General features: G+C 73.6%; 16 protein-coding genes. 11 read left to right on the top strand and 5 right to left on the bottom strand.

The window, feature by feature from the left end:
• Window position 1: 1 nt before the first annotated feature.
• The 10 genes from ruvX to nusB all read left to right on the top strand — a co-directional run bounded on the left by ruvX (window position 2) and on the right by nusB (window position 7,589).
• A complete protein-coding gene (gene ruvX, locus AC4BG9_RS12755; RefSeq protein ID WP_490571482.1) occupies window positions 2-463 on the top strand; it encodes a Holliday junction resolvase RuvX in 462 nt (153 codons plus the stop codon).
• Entirely contained in the window at window positions 456-1,616 is a 1,161-nt protein-coding gene (gene mltG, locus AC4BG9_RS12750) for an endolytic transglycosylase MltG (RefSeq protein WP_490571481.1), read from the top strand. Before ruvX ends, mltG begins: the two co-directional genes overlap by 8 nt.
• Window positions 1,617-1,620: 4 nt before the next feature.
• A complete protein-coding gene (locus AC4BG9_RS12745) occupies window positions 1,621-2,478 on the top strand; it encodes a shikimate dehydrogenase (protein ID WP_490571480.1) in 858 nt (285 codons plus the stop codon).
• Window positions 2,475-3,206 (top strand): prepilin peptidase, encoded by a 732-nt coding sequence (locus tag AC4BG9_RS12740; RefSeq protein WP_490571479.1) that lies wholly within the window; start codon window positions 2,475-2,477, stop codon window positions 3,204-3,206. Before AC4BG9_RS12745 ends, AC4BG9_RS12740 begins: the two co-directional genes overlap by 4 nt.
• 34 nt (window positions 3,207-3,240) lie before the next feature.
• Entirely contained in the window at window positions 3,241-4,419 is a 1,179-nt protein-coding gene (aroC, locus tag AC4BG9_RS12735; RefSeq protein ID WP_490571478.1) for a chorismate synthase, read from the top strand.
• Window positions 4,416-4,952 carry a shikimate kinase gene (locus AC4BG9_RS12730; protein ID WP_490571477.1) on the top strand — a complete coding sequence of 179 codons (537 nt, stop codon included), beginning with the start codon at window positions 4,416-4,418 and terminating at the stop codon, window positions 4,950-4,952. Before aroC ends, AC4BG9_RS12730 begins: the two co-directional genes overlap by 4 nt.
• Window positions 4,949-6,061 carry a 3-dehydroquinate synthase gene (gene aroB, locus AC4BG9_RS12725; protein WP_490571476.1) on the top strand — a complete coding sequence of 371 codons (1,113 nt, stop codon included), beginning with the start codon at window positions 4,949-4,951 and terminating at the stop codon, window positions 6,059-6,061. Before AC4BG9_RS12730 ends, aroB begins: the two co-directional genes overlap by 4 nt.
• On the top strand, window positions 6,058-6,513 hold the full coding sequence (locus tag AC4BG9_RS12720) for a type II 3-dehydroquinate dehydratase (protein ID WP_490571475.1): 456 nt from the start codon (window positions 6,058-6,060) through the stop codon (window positions 6,511-6,513). Before aroB ends, AC4BG9_RS12720 begins: the two co-directional genes overlap by 4 nt.
• A gap of 76 nt (window positions 6,514-6,589) precedes the next feature.
• Window positions 6,590-7,153, top strand: a complete 564-nt coding sequence (gene efp, locus AC4BG9_RS12715; protein ID WP_490571474.1) for an elongation factor P — start codon at window positions 6,590-6,592, stop codon at window positions 7,151-7,153.
• Window positions 7,154-7,181: 28 nt separating this feature from the next.
• On the top strand, window positions 7,182-7,589 hold the full coding sequence (gene nusB / locus AC4BG9_RS12710) for a transcription antitermination factor NusB (RefSeq protein ID WP_490571473.1): 408 nt from the start codon (window positions 7,182-7,184) through the stop codon (window positions 7,587-7,589).
• A 28-nt stretch (window positions 7,590-7,617) separates the two neighbouring features.
• Here nusB and AC4BG9_RS12705 read toward each other — a convergent pair whose 3' ends face one another.
• The 5 genes from AC4BG9_RS12705 to AC4BG9_RS12685 all read right to left on the bottom strand — a co-directional run bounded on the left by AC4BG9_RS12705 (window position 7,618) and on the right by AC4BG9_RS12685 (window position 13,580).
• On the bottom strand, window positions 7,618-9,321 hold the full coding sequence (locus AC4BG9_RS12705; protein ID WP_490571472.1) for a glycosyltransferase family 2 protein: 1,704 nt from the start codon (window positions 9,319-9,321) through the stop codon (window positions 7,618-7,620).
• Between the two features lie 7 nt (window positions 9,322-9,328).
• Complete coding sequence (locus tag AC4BG9_RS12700) at window positions 9,329-10,306, bottom strand: class I SAM-dependent methyltransferase (protein ID WP_490571471.1); 978 nt, start codon at window positions 10,304-10,306, stop codon at window positions 9,329-9,331.
• 134 nt (window positions 10,307-10,440) lie between these two features.
• Entirely contained in the window at window positions 10,441-11,145 is a 705-nt protein-coding gene (locus tag AC4BG9_RS12695; protein ID WP_490571470.1) for a TetR/AcrR family transcriptional regulator, read from the bottom strand.
• A 70-nt stretch (window positions 11,146-11,215) separates the two neighbouring features.
• Window positions 11,216-12,721 carry an ATP-dependent DNA ligase gene (locus AC4BG9_RS12690; RefSeq protein WP_490571469.1) on the bottom strand — a complete coding sequence of 502 codons (1,506 nt, stop codon included), beginning with the start codon at window positions 12,719-12,721 and terminating at the stop codon, window positions 11,216-11,218.
• A 4-nt stretch (window positions 12,722-12,725) separates the two neighbouring features.
• On the bottom strand, window positions 12,726-13,580 hold the full coding sequence (locus AC4BG9_RS12685) for a tryptophan 2,3-dioxygenase (RefSeq protein ID WP_490571468.1): 855 nt from the start codon (window positions 13,578-13,580) through the stop codon (window positions 12,726-12,728).
• Between the two features lie 167 nt (window positions 13,581-13,747).
• Here AC4BG9_RS12685 and AC4BG9_RS12680 point away from each other — a divergent pair, with 167 nt between their 5' ends.
• Complete coding sequence (locus AC4BG9_RS12680; RefSeq protein ID WP_490571467.1) at window positions 13,748-15,454, top strand: FAD-binding dehydrogenase; 1,707 nt, start codon at window positions 13,748-13,750, stop codon at window positions 15,452-15,454.
• The last annotated feature ends 7 nt before the right edge of the window (window positions 15,455-15,461 follow it).

The following is a 15,461-nucleotide window of genomic DNA, read 5'->3' as shown; positions in this document are numbered from 1 at the left end:
GGTGCGTCACGGAGTGCGCCTCGGCATCGACCCGGGGGACGCCCGTATCGGGGTCGCCAGGAGCGACCCCTCCGGGTTTCTGGCCACTCCGGTCGAGACCGTGCCCCGGGGCCGCGGCGACCTGCGCAGGCTCGCCCGCATCCTGGCGGAGGAGGGGGCCGTGGAGGTCGTGGTGGGGCTGCCCCGCTCGCTCTCCGGTGCCGAGGGACCCGCGGCCGCCAAGGCCCGCGAGTTCGCCCGGACCCTCGCTCGCCGGGTGGCGCCGGTCCCCGTGAGACTCTGTGACGAGCGCCTGACCACGGTCAGCGCCGAGTCGATGCTGCGCGAGCGCGGCAGCAAGGGCAGCAAGCGTCGTGCGGTGGTCGACCAGGTCGCCGCCGTCGTGATCCTGCAACACGCGCTGGACACGGAGCGAAGCACCGGAACAGCTCCCGGAGAGATCGTCGAGGTCAACGATGAGTGAGCACGAGGACACGCTGGTGCAGTTCGCGCGCGAGGAGGGCGGCTACACGGCCGGCGGCGCGCGGAAGAAGAAGCGCAGCCCGGTCGGCTGCCTCGCCGTGCTGGCGGTGCTCGCGGTCGTCGTCGGAGGTCTCTACCTGGCCGTCGACAAGGGGGTGCAGTTCGTCTCCGAGCAGTTCGGGTCGGTGGAGGACTACCCGGGCCCCGGCGAGGGCGCGGTGATGTTCGAGGTGGAGCCGGGCGACGTGGTGGCCGAGATCGGGCGCAACCTCAAGGACGCCGGTGTCGTGGCCTCGGTGCAGGCCTTCATCGACGCGGCGGCCGCCAACCCCGACTCCAACCGGATCCAGCCGGGCTCCTACGAGCTGGCCGAGGAGATGCGGGCGGCCGACGCGCTCGACCTGCTCGTCGACCCCGCCAACCAGGTGAAGTCGACCGTGACGGTGCCCGAGGGGCTGCGGGTCGTGGACATCGTCGACATCCTGGTGGAGCAGACGCCGTTCAACCGCAAACGCTACGAGAAGGCGCTGGCCGACCCCGCGGCGCTGGGCCTGCCCGACTACGCCGGCGGCAACCCGGAGGGCTACCTCTTCCCGGCCACCTACGAGATCGGCCCCAAGGACAAGCCCGCCGACATCCTGGCCAAGATGGTGGCCCGGTGGCGCCAGGCCGCCGACGAGGCCGGGCTGGAGGAGCGTGCCGCCGAGCTGGGCAAGACGCCCGCCGAGCTGATGATCATCGCCTCGCTGGTGGAGGCCGAGGGCCGCGGCGACGACATGCCCAAGGTGGCCCGGGTGATCTACAACCGGCTCGACGGCCCCGGGGACAAGGGCGGCACCAACGGCCTGCTCCAGGTCGACGCGGCCAACGCCTACGGCATCGGCAAGTCCGGGACCACGGCGCTGTCCACCGAGGAGCTCGCCGTGGACACGCCGTACAACACCCGGCTCTACCCCGGCCTCCCGCCCACCCCGATCGAGGCCCCGGGCGACGACGCCATCGAGGCGGCGGCGAACCCGGCCGAGGGCCCCTGGTACTACTACGTCACCGTCGACCTGCGCACCGGCGAGACGAAGTTCACCGACTCCTACGACGAGTTCCTGGAGTTCAAGGACGAGTACCTCGCCTACTGCGAGACCTCGGACGCGTGCTGAGGCGATGACGTCGTCCTCGCGCAGGTGCGGCGTCCTGGGGGACCCGATCGCGCACTCGCTCTCCCCGGTCCTGCACCGGGCGGGGTACGCCGTGACCGGCCTCGACTGGAGCTACGACGCCCACCGGGTGCCGGCGGGGGGCCTGCGTGGGTTCGTCGCCGGCCTGGACGAGAGCTGGCGCGGCCTGTCGGTGACCATGCCGCTCAAGGTCGAGGCGCATGAGCGCGCCGACCGGCTGACGCCGCTCGCCCGCCTCTCCGGGGTGGTCAACACCCTGGTGCTCGACGGCGAGGTGGTCGGCGACAACACCGACCTGCCGGGCGCGGTCGCCGCGGTGCGCGAGCGGACGACGGCCGACCCCGCGACCGCGGTGGTGCTGGGCGCCGGCGCGACCGCAGCCTCGGTCGGCCTCGCGCTGGCCGAGCTGGGGGTGGAGCGGCTGCGGCTCGCCGCGCGGAGCCCGGAGCGCGCCGCCGCCTGCGTCGAGGCGATCCGGCGCCACCCCCGCGCCCCCCGGGTCGAGGTCGTGCCCCTGGAGGCGGGGGCGCTCGCGGCCGCGGCCGGCGCGAGCGGGCGGCCGGACATCGTCGTCTCGACGATCCCGGCCACCGCCCAGGGGCCGGAGCTCGTCGAGGCCCTGGCGGGCGTGCCGTGCGTCTTCGACGTGCTCTACGACCCGTGGCCGACCCCCCTGGCCCACGCCGCCGAGGGGGTCGTCGTCTCCGGCCTGGACCTGCTGGTGCACCAGGCCGCCCTCCAGTTCGCGGCGTTCACCGGGCGCGAGGCGCCGCTGGCGGCCATGCGCGAGGCGGGGGAGCGGGCCCTCGCGGCACGAGCGGCCTCCCCTCGGAGCGCGACGTGATCGGGCCGGCCCTGGTGGGGCTCGGCCTCTCCGGGCTGGGCGGCGCGCTGGTGCCCGCCCTGGTCGCGCGCATCCCCGAGCCCGGACCCGAGCCCGGACCTGACGCCCGACCCGGAGCCGAGCCCGAGCCCGAGCTCAAGGAGCTCTACGCCGACATCGCCGCGTCGCGGGGGCTGGGCCCGCGCTGCGCGGTGGCCGCCGGCGTCGCCGGCGCCGCGGTGGGGGCGGGGGTGGGCTGGAGCTGGGCCCTGCTCTTCCTGCTGCCCCTGGTCCCGGTGCTGGTCGCCCTCTCCGTGGTCGACTGGCGCACCCGCCTGCTGCCCACCTGGGTGATCGCCCGCACCTACGTGCTGCTCCTCGTCGGCGTCGCGCTGGCCGCCCTGCTCTCCGCCGAGCCCGGTGACCTGGTCCGCGCCGGGTGCGGATGGCTCGTCGCCGGTGCCTCCTACTTCGTGCTGTGGTTCGTCCACCCCCGGGGGCTGGGCTACGGCGACGTCCGGCTCTCCGGCGTCCTGGGCCTGGCGCTCGGCTACCTGGGCTGGGGGGAGCTGCTCGCCGGCCTCTATGCGGGGTTCCTGCTCGGGGGCGTGGGCGGTGGGCTGCTGACCCTGCTCGGCGTCACCGAGCGCAAGAGCCTGCCCTTCGGCCCCTTCATGGTGCTGGGCGCCCTGGTGGGCGTGCTGAGCGGGCCCTGGGTCTGGTCGTATCTCGTGGGACGCTGGGCCTGATCGGTCGCCGAGGGGCCCGTGAAAGACTGCGCCCATGTTGCGATGGCTCACGGCGGGCGAGTCCCACGGACCGGCCCTGGTCGCGATCCTGGAGGGCCTCCCGGCCCATGTCCAGGTGACGACCGACGACATCTCCGACTCCCTCGCCCGGCGTCGCCTCGGCTACGGCCGCGGTGCCCGGATGAAGTTCGAGCAGGACGCGGTGCGCATCCTGGGCGGGGTCCGGCACGGACTCACCCAGGGCGGGCCGGTGGCCATCGAGGTGGGCAACAGCGAGTGGCCCAAGTGGGAGCAGGTGATGTCGGCCGACCCGGTCGACCCCGACGAGCTCGCGACGATGGCCCGCAACGCGCCGCTGACCCGTCCCCGGCCCGGCCACGCCGACCTGGCCGGCATGCAGAAGTACGACTTCGACGAGGCGCGTCCGGTGCTGGAGCGGGCCTCCGCCCGCGAGACCGCCGCCCGGGTGGCCCTGGGCCGGGTGGCCACGAACTTCCTGCGCCAGGCCCTCGACGTCGACGTGGTCTCCCACGTGGTCGAGCTCGGCGGCGTGCCCGCGCCCTCGGGCCTGCTGCCGGGGCCCGGCGACGTCGCGCGCCTCGACGAGGACCCGGTCCGGTGCCTGGACCCCGAGGCGTCCGCGGCGATGGTCGCGGCCATCGACCAGGCCCACAAGGACGGTGACACCCTCGGCGGCGTCGTCGAGGTCGTCGTCCACGGCCTGCCGCCGGGCCTGGGCTCCCACGTCCACTGGGACCGCCGGCTCGACAGCCGGCTGGCCGGCGCCCTGATGGGCATCCAGGCGATCAAGGGCGTCGAGGTGGGCGACGGCTTCGAGCTGGCCGCCACCCCCGGGTCCCTGGCCCACGACGAGATCGTGCCCACCCCCGACGGGCTGCGGCGCACCTCCGGGCGCGCCGGCGGCACCGAGGGCGGCATGACCACCGGTGAGGTGCTCCGGGTCCGGGCCGCGATGAAGCCGATCGCGACCGTGCCCCGCGCACTGCGCACGGTCGACGTCTCGACCGGCGAGGAGGCGGTGGCCCACCACCAGCGCTCCGACGTCTGCGCCGTGCCGGCCGCCGGCATCGTGGCCGAGGCGATGGTGGCGCTCGTCCTCGCCGACGCGGCCCTCGAGAAGTTCGGTGGCGACTCCGTCGCCGAGACCCGGCGCAACGCCCGGGCCTACCTCGACACGCTGCGGTTCCGGTGACCGGCGCGACCGAGCCCGCCCGGGAGGCCGTCGACGGGCCGCGGGTCGTCCTGGTCGGGCCGATGGGTGCGGGCAAGTCCACGGTGGCGCGGCTCCTGGCCGACGCCTGGCAGCTGCCCGTGCGCGACACCGACGACGACGTCGAGCGCGCCGAGGGCCGGTCGATCTCGGACATCTTCGTCGACTCCGGCGAGGAGCACTTCCGCCGGCTCGAGGCCGCCGCGGTGGCCCGTGCGCTCGTCGAGCACACCGGCGTGCTGGCGCTGGGCGGGGGAGCGGTGCTCGACCCCGGCACCCGCGAGCTGCTCGCCGGACAGCGGGTCGTCTTCTTGCAGGTCGGGCTCTCCGACGCCGTCAAGCGCGTCGGGCTGGGCTCCGCGAGGCCCCTGCTGCTCGGCAACGTGCGCGCCCGGGTCAAGGCGCTGCTCGACGAGCGGGCCCCCCTCTACGAGTCGGTGGCCACCCTCACGGTGAGCACGGACGGACGCACCGCCCGGGAAGTGGCGGACGAGATCATGGAGGCGCTGGGATGAGCGCGGGAGCCGACGAGACCGTGCTGCACGTGGCCGGGCCCACCCCCTACGACGTGCTGGTGGGCCACGACCTCGCCGCGCGGCTGCCCGACCTGCTCGGCGAGCAGGTGGCGCGGGTGGCCCTGCTCTACGCCGGTGACCTCGGTGCCCTGGCCCAGCCGGTGGCCGACGTCCTCGCCGCCCACTACGACGTCCTGGCGCTCGGCCTGCCCGACGGCGAGCAGACCAAGACCGCCGCCGTGGCGGCCGACTGCTGGGAGGCGCTGGGCGAGGCGGGCTTCACCCGCTCCGACGCGGTGGTGACCCTCGGCGGCGGCGCCACCACCGACCTCGGGGGCTTCGTCGCGGCGACCTGGCTGCGCGGCGTGCGCGTGGTCCACCTCCCGACGACGGTCCTGGGCATGGTCGACGCCGCGGTCGGCGGCAAGACGGGCATCAACACCGGCGCCGGCAAGAACCTGGTGGGCGCATTCCACGAGCCCGCCGGGGTGCTCTGCGACCTCCGCTTCCTGGAGACCCTGCCCCGGGCCGAGCTGGTCGCCGGGCTCGGCGAGGTGGTCAAGTGCGGCTTCATCGCCGACCCGCGGATCCTCGAGCTGGTGGAGTCGTGCGATCCCGCGGAGCTGGTCCCCGGCTCGCCGGTGCTCCGCGAGCTGGTCGAGCGGGCCATCCGGGTCAAGGTCGAGGTGGTGGCCGACGACCTCAAGGAGACCGGCGGCACCGGCGGCCACCCCGGCCGCGAGGTGCTCAACTACGGCCACACCATGGCCCACGCCATCGAGCGCGCCTCCGGCTACGCGGTGCGCCACGGCGAGGCGGTGGCGCTGGGCTGCGTCTTCGTGGCCGAGGTGGCGGTGCGGGCCGGGATCCTGCCCGAGCCGGTGGCCCGCCGGCACCGGGAGGCGCTGGAGCGGGTGGGCCTGCCGGTCACCTGGGACGGCGCCACCTTCGAGGAGCTGCGCGCCGCGATGGCGGTGGACAAGAAGACGCGCGGGTCCCAGCTGCGCCTGGTGGTCCTCGACGACGTCGCCCGGCCGCGGATCCTCGCCGGACCCGACGAGGCGCACCTGCGGGCCGCCTACGAGGTGATGGCCGGAGCCGGCGGATGAGCGCGGGGGAGGGCCGCCCGGTCCTGGTGCTCAACGGCCCCAACCTGGGCCGGCTCGGCCGGCGACAGCCCGAGGTCTACGGCACCACCACCCACGCGGAGCTGGTGGAGCTCTGCCGGGCCTGGGGAGCCGAGCTCGGCCTGGCCGTCGAGGTGCGCCAGACCAACCACGAGGGCGTCCTGCTCGACTGGCTCAACCAGGCCGCCGACGACCGCGTCCCGGTGGTCCTCAACGCCGGCGCCTGGACGCACTACTCCTTGGCCCTCTACGACGCCTGCGCCCAGCTCGAGGCCCCGCTCGTCGAGGTGCACCTCTCCGACCCCCGGAGCCGGGCCGAGGAGTTCCGGCACACCTCCTTCGTGGAGCCCCACGCCGACGCCACGGTGGTGGGCCGTGGCGTGGAGGGCTACCGGGACGCCCTGAGGGCCGTCGCCGACGCCACCACCCCCTGATTTCCTCCGCACGCCACCCGGGGCGATAGACTCCATCGGCTGACCCCACCACGACGACGAAGGCTGACACGCGCGCATGGCAACCACGAACGACCTGAAGAACGGCATGGTGCTCAACATCGACGGACAGCTGTGGTCCGTCGTGGAGTTCCAGCACGTCAAGCCCGGCAAGGGCCCGGCGTTCGTGCGGACCAAGCTGAAGAACGTCGAGTCGGGCAAGTCGGTCGACAAGACCTTCAACGCCGGTACCAAGGTGGAGACCGCCAACGTCGACAAGCGGACGATGCAGTACCTCTACAACGACGGCACCTCCTACGTCTTCATGGACACCCAGACCTACGAGCAGCTCGAGGTCTCCCCGGAGGTCGTCGGGGACGCGAAGAACTTCATGCTCGAGAACCAGGACGCCATCGTGGCGACCAACGAGGGCCGGGTCCTCTACATCGAGCTCCCCGCCTCCGTCGAGCTGCTGATCGCCGAGACCGAGCCCGGCCTCCAGGGCGACCGCTCCACCGGCGGGACCAAGCCGGCCACCCTGGAGACGGGTCACGTCATCCAGGTGCCGCTCTTCATCACCAGCGGCGAGAAGGTCAAGGTCGACACCCGCGACTCCTCCTACCTCGGCCGGGTCAAGGGCTGAGCGCGGCCGGAGGACGGGAACACCCCTGATGGCTGCGCGCAGCAAGGCCCGCAAGCGGGCACTCGACATCCTCTTCGCCTCCGAGCTCCGCTCGGAGTCCCCGGTGGAGGCGCTGGATCGCGCCATCGCCGAGGGCGAGGGGCCCACCAACGACTACACCAGCACGCTGGTGCGGGGCGTGTGGGAGCACCGCGAGCGGATCGACGAGGTCCTGACCCGCTATGCCGAGGGGTGGACGCTGGTCCGGATGCCGGCAGTCGACCGCAACGTCCTGCGGCTCGGTGTCTACGAGCTGCTGCACGTCGACGACGTGCCCGACGCGGTCGCGGTGAGCGAGGCGATGGCACTGGTCCGCGACCTGTCCACCGACGAGTCGCCGAACTTCGTCAACGGCGTGCTGGGCAACATCGCCCGGCACAAGGACGCCCTGGACTGAGGCGGCGCGGGGCTGCCGGTCCCGCGTGCTAGCCCAGGACCGGGGCGGTCGCCGGCTCGTTCGACCTGGCCTCGCCCGACCTGGCCTCGCCCGACCCGGTCTCGCCCGACTTGGTCCCGTTCGACCTGGTCCCGTTCGACCTGGTCCCGTTCGACTTCGTCCGGGGCCGGACGGGTTTCGGCTCGGGCAGGTACCGGTCGTTGACCGGCTTGCCCCACCGAGCCACCGCGGCCGACTTCTCCCACGCCTCCACCACCCGCTGGCGGGTGCGCGACTCGAAGTGGAAGAGCTCGCAGGTGGCGACCCAGACGATCCGGTAGGCGTGGTGCCGGACCTTGTAGCAGAGGTCGACGTCGTTGAAGTTGAGGGGGAGGGTCTCGGTGAACCCGCCCACCTCGAAGTAGGTGTCGCGGCGCATCGCCGCGCAGGCCGCGGTCACGCCGCTCGCCTCGCGGTTGATCACCAGGGCGCCGAAACGACCCGGAGAGTCCCCCGGACTCCCGATGTACGGGTGCAGGTAGTGCCCGCCGTTGTAGGAGTGCCCCGCGTGCTGGATCGTGCCGTTGCTGAAGTAGAGCTTGGCCCCGGTCATCCCGACCCCCGGCTCGGAGAGCGGAGCCACCAGGTCCTCGAGCCAGCAGTCGGAGCGGACCGACACGTCGTCGTTGAGCAGCACCAGGCGCTCGCCGGTGGAGTGCAGCACGCCCAGGTTCATCTTGCGGCTGTAGTTGAAGGGCTCGGTGAACGGCACCAGGACAAGCTTGTCCCCGGCGAGCTCGCTCAGCTCGTCGAGCACGGCCGCCGGGGTGGGCGGGTCGTAGACGACGACGATCTCGAGGTTCTCGTGCCGGGTGTGCTCCAGGACCGTGCGCACCGCCTCCAGCACGAAGACCCGGTTGACTCCCCAGACCAGGCCGGCCTTGCCGATGGTGGGGATGACCAGGCTGACCCGCAGCGAGGGGTCGAGCCGTCGCCGCAGCAGGTAGTGGCCGGGGTGGGGGCCGAAGTCGACGTCGGCCTGCAGGCCGAGGCGGTCCACGTGGTCCTGCACGGCCTGACGGCCGGCCACCCAGGCGTAGGGCTTCGCGTTGGCATCCGCCGCCGCCGAGCCCGGAACCACCCGCCAGTGGTAGAGCACCTCGGGGATGTGCACCACCCGGCGTGCCCGCTCGGTGACGCGGAGCACGAGGTCGTGGTCCTGGGAGCCGTCGTAGCCCTCACGGAACCCGCCGACCTCGCGTACCAGCGAGGTGCGCAGCACGGAGAGGTGGCTGGTGTACATCTGGCCGCGGAGCCGCTCCGGTGACCAGTCCGGCTTGAGGAAGGTGTCGTAGTGCCGGCCGGTGTCGTCGACCTTGTCCTCGTCGGAGTAGAGGTAGTCGACGTCGTCGCGCGCCTCGATCACCTCGGCGTTGCGGGCCAGGGCGTCGGGGGTGAGCAGGTCGTCGTGGTCCAGCAGCACGATGAACTCGCCGCGGGCGCGCTGGATGCCGTCGTTGGAGGCCTGCACGATGTGCCCGTTGGTCTCCCGCTCCACCACCACGATCCGAGGGTCCCGGGCCGCGTGCTCGCGCAGCAGCGTGAGGACGCCGGGGTCGGGGGAGCAGTCGTCGACCAGGATCCACTCCCAGTCCTGGTGCTCCTGGGCGAGCACGGACTCGACCGTCTCGGCGAGGACGTCGAGCGGAGGGGCGTAGACGGGGGTGACGATGGAGAAGAGGGGGGCGGGCATGCGTTCCTCAGAGCTCGGGCGTCTTGGTGCGGGTGAGCCGGCGCCCGAGTCGCCAGGCCCGCGAGGTGCGGACCTCCTCGAGCTTCCGCTCGGCGCGGCGCGCGCGGCGCTGCTGGTTGGCGAGACGGACCCTCATCTTCTGCACGCGGGACTGCTGGGCGGCGAGCCGGCTCTCCACCCTGGCCATGTCGATCCGGAGCCGCGTGTTCTCCGCCTCCAGGCCGATGATGTGGTCGCGGGTGGTGAGCACGTCGTGCTGGGCCTTGCGCAGCTCGTCGCGCAGCCGGACCAGCTCGTCGGGGGAACCACCCGCGCGCTGCAGTCGCAGCAGGGCCTCGCGGCGCTCGCGCAGCTCGGTGTCCAGCGGCACCAGGGTCGCCTCGTAGCGGTGCACGATGTCGCGGGGCTGGAGGTCGGCTCGCTCGAAGAGCACGGCGTGCCCGGCGACGAGCCCCAGGTTGACGTCGGTGCGCCGGTAGAACCCCTGCTCGGCGAAGGCGGCAGCCCAGTCCCAGACCGGGTGCACGTTGACGTGCAGGGGCTCAACGTAGGAGTCGGGAGAGGAGGAGAACACGACCCGGTCGGTGACCGAGCAGGCTGCGTCGATGACGCTCTGCGCGACCCGAGGCTCCAGCCGCTCGACCAGGTCGAGGCAGGAGACGAGGTCGTAGCGCCCGGTCAGGGCGTCGGTCCAGGGGCCGACCGTCAGCCGGTCGCGCACCTCGGGGTGGGCGCCGGCCACGCGGGCCTCGTCCTCGTCGGTGCCGCGGGCGTCCACGCCCTTCTCCGCCAGCGCCTGCACGAGAAGGCCGGGACCGCAGCCCAGGTCGAGGGTGTTCTTGGGGTTGGCGATCGCGATGAGCCGGTCGGCGACCGCCCGGTACCGCGCGTGCGACGCACGGTCGTCCCACGAGGACCGGACCGTGGCGTCGTCCTGGGTCCGCGCAGCCGTGCGACCCTCCGGCGCTGCCTCCTGCGACGACATCAGACACGTCCCTCGTTGATCTGCCCCAGCGCAGAGCCATGCCCCGAACGCTGCCTTGAATGCGCCGCCACCCTACCTCATGGAAGCATCAGGTCCCCGGCACCGCCCGGTGGTGCGACGCTGCGCGTCGTCGGTCACGCCCGGACGTCGAGCCCGTGGACGGCGGCGGCGAGTGCGGAGCCCACCAGGTACTCCTTGACCTGCTGGGCGGAGATCTCGGTGGCGGCCGGAGTGCCCGGGGCGATCTCGCGCACCAGGATCCCCACCCGGGCCAGCTGGAGGGCGCCGAGCCCGCTGGCATAGAGGTTGTTGGCCAGCACGTGCGGGTCGCCCACCTTGAACTCGCCGGTGGCCACCCCGTCGTCCAGCACCCCGGTCAGCAGGACCAGGCAGCCCGAGATCGCGCGCCCCAGCTTGAGGGCGGTCTCCTCGCTGACCTCGTCGAGGAGCTCGGGGCCGGTGCGGCCCATCAGCGACTGGGCGCAGTCGACGAAGGCAGGGTGGGAGATGCCGTAGTCGGCGAAGGTGCCGACCAGGGCGACCAGGCGCCGGCTGCACGGCTCGCCGTGCGCGTCGGCGGCCTCGAGGGCCTCGCGGAGCTCCTCGAGATAGCCGACCAGGGTGAGGGCGAAGAGCTCCTCCTTGCCGCTGAAGTGCCGGTAGACGATCGCCCGGTTGATGCCCACCGCGCTGGCGATGTCCTCGATCTGGGCGTCTCGCACCCCGCGCTCGTCGAAGAGGGCGCGGGTGGCCGCCAGGATCTCCTGCGTGCGCTGGCGCCGCCGGGCGGCCGCGGCGCTGCGCCGGACGGGGCGCGCAGGGGTTGCCGGTTCGCTCATGTGACCGAGTCTAGACGAAAGTGCAACAGCGTGTGACACACGTGTGATGCAAGAGTCCGGACCGGGGTGCTCAGGCCAGGTGCTCCCGGACGGTCTCCAGGGTGTCGGCCTGCTCGGCGCCCTTGTCGTCGCGGTAGCGCAGCACCCTGGCGAAGCGCAGCGCGACTCCGCCCGGGTAGCGGGAGGAGCGCTGGACGCCGTCGAAGGCGACCTCGACGACCTGCTCGGGCCGGAGCGTCACCACCCACCCGTCGTCGGAGACCGCCAGCTCGCCGAAGCGCTCGGTCTGCCAGGCCAGCATCTCGTCGCTCATCCCCTTGAACGTCTTGCCGAGCATGACGAACCCCTCGTCGGCGCGGGCGGCGAGGTGGATGTTGGAGAGCAGGCCCTGGCGGCGGCCCGAGCCCCGCTCGACGGCGACCACCACCAGGTCGAGGGTGTGGACGGGCTTGACCTTCACCCAGGACGCCCCGCGCCGGCCCGCCGCGTAGGGGGCCTCCGGGTCCTTGACCACCACGCCCTCGTGACCGGCGGCCAGGGCCTCCCGCGCGAACTCCTCCGCGCCCGCCCTCGAGGCGGTGACCACCCGCGGCGCACGCGAGCCCGCGGGAACCAGCTCGTCCAGCAGCCCCCACCGCTCGCGGGCCGGGGTGTCGAGGAGGTCCCGGCCGTCGAGGTGGAGGAGGTCGAAGAAGTAGGCGCTCACCTCCAGGCCCGACGCGCTCCGGGCGATCCGCGAGGCGGTCTCCTGGAAGGCGCGGGGCCGGCCGTCCGGCCCGAGGAGCAGGGCCTCGCCGTCCAGCACCGCGGAGGAGACCGGCAGGCCCGCGACGAGCTGCACGACCTCCGGCAGCCGCGCCGTGATGTCGTCCAGGGAGCGCGTCCAGATCCCGATCCCGTCCGGGCCGCGGTGCACCTGGATGCGGATGCCGTCGAGCTTGGTGTCCACCGCCACCTCGCCGGCCGGCCCGGCCTTCGTCATCGCCGCGCCCACGTCGGTCGCACTGGAGGCCAGCATCGGCAGCACGGGCCGGCCGACGCTGAGCCCGATCTCCGCGAGGGCGGCGCCGCCGTCGCGCAGGGCGGTGCCGACCACCGAGACGGTGCTGCCCGAGAGCATCGCGGCCCGGCGCACCACGCCCAGCGGGACGTCGGCGGCCCGCGCCACCGCCTCCTGGAGCAGCGCGTCCAGGGCACCCTGGCGCACCTGGCCGGTGAGCACGGCCCGGAGCCACTCCTGCTCCGGGGCGGTGGCCCGTGAGAAGAGCGCCGCGACCGCCTCGGTCCGGGCGCCCTGGGAGCCGGGTCCGGTCAGCCGGGAGAGGTGGTCGAGGGCCTCGTGGACCTCACCCACCTCCAGACCCGGCTCCGGTGCCGGGGCCGGCAGGGTGGCGAGGCCCCGCCAGCCCAGGCCCGTACGACGCTGCAGCACGCGGCCGGAGAGGTAGGCGGCCACCACGTCGCTCTCCTCGTGCTCGGCCGCCGCCAGCACCGCGGCCAGGGTCTCCACCTTCGCCTTGCGGGAGCGGGTCGCGGCGACCTCGGCGGAGGCGCGGACCACCCGGTCGAGCAGCACCCCCTCAGCCTCCCACCAGGCTGCGGACCTCGTAGAGCTCGGGGAAGAAGCTGAGGTCGAGGGCGCGGCGGAGGAAGTCGACCCCCGAGGACCCGCCCGTCCCGGTCCGGTGCCCGATGGTGCGCCGCACCACCTGGAGGTGGCGGAAGCGCCACTGCGCGAAGGAGTCCTCGATGTCGACCAGCTCCTCGCAGGTCTCGTAGACGCCCCAGTGCCGCGCGGGGTCCTCGTAGACCGCCAGGAAGACCTCCACCACGCCCGGGTCCGAGCGGTGGGGCAGGGTCCGGTCCCGGTCGAGCACCTCCTCGGGCACCGGGTGGCCGTGCCGGGCGAGGTAGGCGAGGAAGGCGTCGTACAGGGACGGCTCGGCCAGGAGCCGGCCCAGGGTCTGCTGGACCGGCGGGTCGTGCGCGAAGACCTCGACCATCGCCGGGTCCTTGTTGCCGAGGAGGAACTCCACCTCCCGGTACTGGGCGGACTGGAACCCCGAGGAGCTGGCCAGGAACGGCCGGATCTGCGCGTACTCGCTCGGGGTCAGGGTGGCCAGCACCGACCACTGCTCGGTGAGCGTGTGCTGGACGTGCTTGACCCTGGCCAGCCGCTTCAGCGCCTGGGGCAGCTCGTCCTCGGCGATCAGGTCCCGGGCCGAGCGCAGCTCGTGCACCAGCAGCTTGAGCCACAGCTCGGTGGTCTGGTGCTGGACGATGAAGAGGAGCTCGTCGTGCTGGGCGGGACTGGCCATCGGCACCTGCGCGGCCAGCAGCTCGTCGAGGTGCAGGTAGTCGGCGTAGGTCATCCGCCCGGCCAGGTCGCGGGTGACCGAGTCCTCGAGGGCGCGCCGGTTCTCGTGGGAGGTCATCCACCCACCGTAGGCCCCGCCCCACAGGCGCCGGCCAGCTCGAGCACGGAGCGGTCCCAGGGCAGCCGCAGGTCGAGCCGGTCAGGACCCGGGAGATCCCCGGCCGGCGATGGCGGCCGGTGAGATCCGGAGTTGACCCGAGCCCCGCGCCCGCCGAGGCTGCGGTCATGACCTCCAGCTCTCCCAGCACTGCCGGCCCGGGCTCCGCCGGCCGCCCCCCGCGTGACACCGACGTGCTGGTGGTGGGGCACGGGCTCGCCGGCCTGGTGGCCGCGGCCGAGGCGGCGGACGCCGGGCGGCGCGTCGTGATCGTCGACCAGGAGCCGGAGCAGTCGCTCGGCGGTCAGGCCCACTGGAGCCTGGGTGGGCTCTTCCTCGTCGACACCCCCGAGCAGCGGCGGATGGGCATCCGGGACTCCCGCGACCTCGCGCTCTCCGACTGGTGGGGCAGCGCCCAGTTCGACCGGGACGAGGACCGCTGGCCGCGCGCCTGGGCGGAGGCCTACGTCGACTTCGCGGCGGGGGAGAAGCGGGCGTGGCTGCGTGGGATGGGTCACCGGATCTTCCCCGTCGTCGGATGGGCCGAGCGCGGTGACGGCCGGGCCGACGGCCACGGCAACTCCGTCCCCCGCTTCCACCTCACCTGGGGCACCGGCCCCGGGGTGGTGGCGCCCTTCGAGCGGCGGGTGCGCGAGCACGTCGCCGCGGGCCGGATCACCCTGGCATTCCGGCACCGGGTCGACGAGCTGGTCCTCACCGCCGGCGCCGTGACCGGCGTCAGGGGCGCGGTGCTGGCCGCCAGCGACGTCGCCCGGGGGAAGGCCAGCAGCCGCGACGTGGTGGGCGAGTTCGAGCTCTCCGCGGAGGCGGTGATCGTCGCCGCCGGCGGGATCGGCGGCGACCACGACCTGGTGCGCAAGGCGTGGCCGAGCCGGCTCGGCACCCCGCCTCGGACGATGGTCTCCGGGGTCCCCGCCCACGTGGACGGTCGGATGGTCGGCATCTCGACCGGAGCCGGGGCCAACCTGATCAACCCCGACCGCATGTGGCACTACGTGGAGGGGATCCGCAACTGGGACCCGATCTGGGCCAACCACGGCATCCGGATCCTGCCCGGACCCTCCTCGATCTGGCTGGACGCCGAGGGCAACCGGCTGCCCGCGCCCCTGCTGCCCGGCTTCGACACCCTCGGCACCCTCAAGCACCTGCGGGCCACCGGCTACGACTACTCGTGGTTCGTGCTCACCCGCAAGGTGATCGAGAAGGAGTTCGCGCTCTCCGGCTCCGAGCAGAACCCGGACCTGACCGGCAAGGACGTGCGGCTGCTGCTCTCCCGGGTCACCGGGGACGGCCCGCCGGCGCCGATCCAGGCCTTCCTCGACCACGGTGCCGACTTCGTGGTCGCCGAGGACCTCGGCGAGCTGGTGGCCGGGATGAACAAGGTCGGCCCCGACGCAGTGATCGACGAGGACCGGCTGCGCCGCACCATCGAGGCCCGGGACCGTCAGCTGGACAACCCGTTCGGCAAGGACGCCCAGGTGACCTTCCTGCGCTCGCACCGCCAGCACCGCGGGGACCGGATCGTCCGGACGGCCCGTCCGCACAAGTTCCTGGACCCGCGCAACGGCCCCCTGATCGCGGTGCGGCTCAACATCCTCACCCGCAAGACCCTCGGCGGCCTGGAGACCGACCTCGGCGGCCGGTGCCTGACCAGCACCGGGGCGGTGCTGCCGGGGCTCTACGCGGCCGGGGAGGTCAGCGGCTTCGGCGGCGGCGGGATGATGGGCTACAACGCGCTGGAGGGCACCTTCCTCGGCGGCTGCCTCTTCTCCGGGCGCCAGGCCGGCCGCACCGCCGCCGCCGACCTGGCGTGAGCGCGTC

This window comes from Nocardioides sp. Z40_12 (assembly GCF_058215795.1).
Note: the sequence above shows the minus strand (reverse complement) of the source record. Positions and strands in the feature narration are given on the sequence as shown.

What these genes read in the sequence shown, in the direction of transcription:
- mltG (WP_490571481.1), top strand. Translation starts at nt 456, where the DNA reads ATGAGTGAGCACGAGGACACGCTGGTGCAGTTCGCGCGCGAGGAGGGC.
- AC4BG9_RS12745 (WP_490571480.1), top strand. Translation starts at nt 1,621, where the DNA reads ATGACGTCGTCCTCGCGCAGGTGCGGCGTCCTGGGGGACCCGATCGCG.
- aroC (WP_490571478.1), top strand. Translation starts at nt 3,241, where the DNA reads ATGTTGCGATGGCTCACGGCGGGCGAGTCCCACGGACCGGCCCTGGTC.
- aroB (WP_490571476.1), top strand. Translation starts at nt 4,949, where the DNA reads ATGAGCGCGGGAGCCGACGAGACCGTGCTGCACGTGGCCGGGCCCACC.
- AC4BG9_RS12720 (WP_490571475.1), top strand. Translation starts at nt 6,058, where the DNA reads ATGAGCGCGGGGGAGGGCCGCCCGGTCCTGGTGCTCAACGGCCCCAAC.
- efp (WP_490571474.1), top strand. Translation starts at nt 6,590, where the DNA reads ATGGCAACCACGAACGACCTGAAGAACGGCATGGTGCTCAACATCGAC.
- nusB (WP_490571473.1), top strand. Translation starts at nt 7,182, where the DNA reads ATGGCTGCGCGCAGCAAGGCCCGCAAGCGGGCACTCGACATCCTCTTC.
- AC4BG9_RS12705 (WP_490571472.1), bottom strand. Translation starts at nt 9,321, where the DNA reads ATGCCCGCCCCCCTCTTCTCCATCGTCACCCCCGTCTACGCCCCTCCG.
- AC4BG9_RS12700 (WP_490571471.1), bottom strand. Translation starts at nt 10,306, where the DNA reads ATGTCGTCGCAGGAGGCAGCGCCGGAGGGTCGCACGGCTGCGCGGACC.
- AC4BG9_RS12695 (WP_490571470.1), bottom strand. Translation starts at nt 11,145, where the DNA reads ATGAGCGAACCGGCAACCCCTGCGCGCCCCGTCCGGCGCAGCGCCGCG.
- AC4BG9_RS12685 (WP_490571468.1), bottom strand. Translation starts at nt 13,580, where the DNA reads ATGACCTCCCACGAGAACCGGCGCGCCCTCGAGGACTCGGTCACCCGC.
- AC4BG9_RS12680 (WP_490571467.1), top strand. Translation starts at nt 13,748, where the DNA reads ATGACCTCCAGCTCTCCCAGCACTGCCGGCCCGGGCTCCGCCGGCCGC.